This window comes from Mesorhizobium sp. M7A.F.Ca.CA.002.15.2.1, assembly GCF_003998715.1.
GTDB classification, from domain to species: Bacteria; Pseudomonadota; Alphaproteobacteria; order Rhizobiales; family Rhizobiaceae; genus Mesorhizobium; species Mesorhizobium ciceri.
The window spans coordinates 1-2912 of record NZ_RZPI01000680.1 but is presented as its reverse complement, the minus strand read 5'-3'; the positions used below and the strand labels follow the sequence as shown (position 1 = coordinate 2912).

Genomic DNA, 2912 nt, shown 5'->3' with positions numbered 1-2912 from the left:
CTCGATGACCAATGCCGATTTCAATGGCGACTCGGAATTCTTCCGCATGATCTCCAACGAACAGGGCTGCGCCTATTTCTCCGAGGACGGACAATCGATCACGGTCAACCAGCCCAAATGCATCGATGCCATGACCAAGGTCAAGGAGATGAAGGACGCCGGCATCATCTCGTCGGCCGACTGGGGCACCAAGATCACCAACAACACCGCCGGCACCGTCGCCACCCAGATCTATGGCGGCTGGTATGAGGGCACCATTCGCACCGAATCTGCCGGCGAAAACGGCAAATGGGGCGTCTATCTGATGCCGAGCCTCACCGCCGACGGGCCGCGCGCCGCCAATCTCGGCGGGTCCTCGCTGGCCATCACCTCGGCTTCCAAGAACAAGGAGGCTGCCTACGCCTATCTGAAATACACGCTCGGAACCAATGAAGGCCAGATCACGATGCTGAAGGAGTTCGGCCTGGTACCGTCCCTGGTCTCGGCACTCGACGATCCCTATGTCGCACAAGGCCTGTCTTACTGGGGCGGCCAGGCGGTATGGAAGGACATTCTCGGCACCTTGCCGAAGGTTGTTCCGAGCCGCGGCACGCAGTTCCAGAGCGACGCCGAAATCATCGTCCGCGCCGTGCAGACCAAGTATCTGGCCGGCGGCTATCCTGACGCCAAGGCGGCGCTCGACGATGCCGCAAGCCAGATCGCGGCGGCGACCGGACTGCCCGTCAAATCTTGATCACCGCTTCTCCTTCTCCCCTTGTGGGAGAAGGTGGATCGGCGCGATAGCGCCGAGACGGATGACGGGTGCTCCAGCGGAGTGAGACGTTTGCGTTCTCTGGAACACCCCCTCATCCGTCGCCTTCGGCGACACCTTCTCCCACAAGGGGAGAAGGGAAGACCCAGGCGACGGCGTGAAACAACAAGCGGTAGAAGGAGGAGCAAGATGCGCAATCGTAACGCCACGGCCTATCGCTTCCTCACGCCCTATCTGCTGATCTTCGCGATCTTCTGGGTGTGGCCGATCATCAGCTCCTTCATGATCTCCTTCCAGGCAACGCGCACCGTGCCGTGGCGGTTCGCGCCGAGCTTCAACTGGGGCCGGTTGATCGGCGATCCGGCCTTCTTCAACGCCCTGAAGAACACGCTGCTCATCCTGGTCATCCAGGTGCCGGTGATGATCTCGCTGGCGCTCGTCATGGCGGTGCTTTTGAACTCGCCGCTCTTGAAGGCGCGTGGCCTCTACCGCTTCGCCTTCTTCGCCCCGGTCGTGGTCGGCGAGGTTGCCTATTCGGCGGTGTTCCGGCTGATGTTCAACCTCGATTTCGGCATCATCAACAAGCTCCTGAACAGCGTCGGCCTGCCCAAGATCGACTGGTTCTCCAACGTCACGCCGGCGATGGCGCTGATCATGATCGCGGTGACCTGGCGCTGGGCCGGTTACAACGCCATCATCCTGCTCGCCGGCATGCAGTCCATTCCCGAAGACGTCTACGAGGCGGCGACGCTCGACCGCGTCAGCAAGCTCAAGCAGTTCTTCTACATCACCCTGCCGCTGCTGAAGCCGGTCATCGTGTTCTGTCTCGTGCTGTCGATCATCGGCACCATGCAGCTGTTCACCGAGCCCTTCCTGATCACCGAGCGCGGCGGGCCGGGCGGCGGCACGGAGACGCTTGGCCTGCTGCTTTACCGCCAGGGCTTTCGGTCGCTCAACTTCGGCTACGCCTCGGCCGTCGCCTACACCATGGCCGGGCTGGCGATCGCCATCACGCTGGCGCAGCTGTGGCTGACGAGGGAACCGAAATGAGTTCGCGCTCCTCCGCCAGGCTGGGACGCAGCATCGCTCTGCATCTGTTCCTGACGCCGCTGGCGCTGATCTGGCTGTTTCCGCTGTGGATGATGGTGGTGTTCTCGACCATGCCCGACAACGGCATCTTCAGCCCCGGCATCGAGCTTTTGCCGCACGGCAATTTCATCGACAATTTCAACAATCTGCAGCGTGACACGAACTTCGTCGGCGCCATCGGCATTTCGGTCTCGGTGGCGGTGACCTACACCATCCTGTCGGTGCTGCTGACGTCGATGGCCGGCTGGGCGCTGGCCCGATACCAGTTCTTCGGCAAGGGCGCGGTCGTCGCCATCATACTGGGCACCATAACGCTGCCCTATGCGGTCGTGCTGATCCCGCAGTTCATCATGGTGGCGCGCGACTTCAAGCTCGCCAACACCTGGGTGGCGCTGATCGTTCCGCCGCTGTTCAATTCGCTCGGCGTGCTGTTCATGCGGCAGAGTTTTTCGATGATGCCGGACGACCTCTTCGATGCGGCGCGCGTCGAGGGCGTGAAGGAGTGGCGCATCTTCCTCTTTGTCGCGCTGCCTTTGGCGCGGCCGATGCTGGCCGCACTCGCCATCATCCTGTTCCTCGCCTCCTGGAACAATTATCTGTGGCCGCTTTTGATCAACAGCCAGCCTGGTTCGATGACGGCGCCGGTGGCGCTCGGCACGCTGATCGGCCTCACCAAGGTGTCATGGGGCGGCATCATGGCGGGCGCTGTAATGCTGACGGTGCCGATGCTGGTCGTCTTCGTGCTGCTGCAGCGCCATTTCATCGCCGGCATTGCCGCCGGCGCGGTCAAGTAAGGGGCAGCATGGCAACGGTCACGCTCACCAATGTCGTCAAGCGCTTCGGCGTCTTCGAGGTCGTCCATGGCGCCAGCATGGACATCAAGGACGGCGAGTTCGTCGTCTTCGTCGGCCCCTCCGGCTGCGGAAAATCGACGCTGCTCAGGATGATCGCCGGGCTCGAGGACATCAGCGGCGGCGAAATCGCCATCGGCGGCAAGGTGGTCAATGATGTCGAGGCGGCCGACCGCGGCATCGCCATGGTGTTCCAGTCCTACGCGCTGTATCCGCATATG

At 62.2% G+C, this 2912-nt stretch carries 4 protein-coding genes; all 4 read left to right on the top strand.

Going from position 1 to position 2912, the window contains the following annotated elements:
- Positions 1–733: extracellular solute-binding protein (locus tag ENZ74_RS27460; RefSeq protein WP_127313132.1), on the top strand; the 733-nt coding region annotated here is incomplete at its 5' end.
- A 207-nt stretch (positions 734–940) separates the two neighbouring features.
- A complete protein-coding gene (locus tag ENZ74_RS27455; RefSeq protein WP_013530184.1) occupies positions 941–1801 on the top strand; it encodes a sugar ABC transporter permease in 861 nt (286 codons plus the stop codon).
- The gene (locus ENZ74_RS27450) at positions 1798–2634 is read left to right on the top strand and encodes a carbohydrate ABC transporter permease (protein ID WP_013530185.1); all 837 of its coding nucleotides are present in this window, start codon (positions 1798–1800) and stop codon (positions 2632–2634) included. The genes ENZ74_RS27455 and ENZ74_RS27450 overlap by 4 nt, the downstream gene beginning before the upstream one ends.
- A gap of 8 nt (positions 2635–2642) precedes the next feature.
- Positions 2643–2912 (top strand): ATP-binding cassette domain-containing protein (locus ENZ74_RS27445; RefSeq protein ID WP_127313131.1); only part of this gene is annotated, 270 nt, incomplete at its 3' end.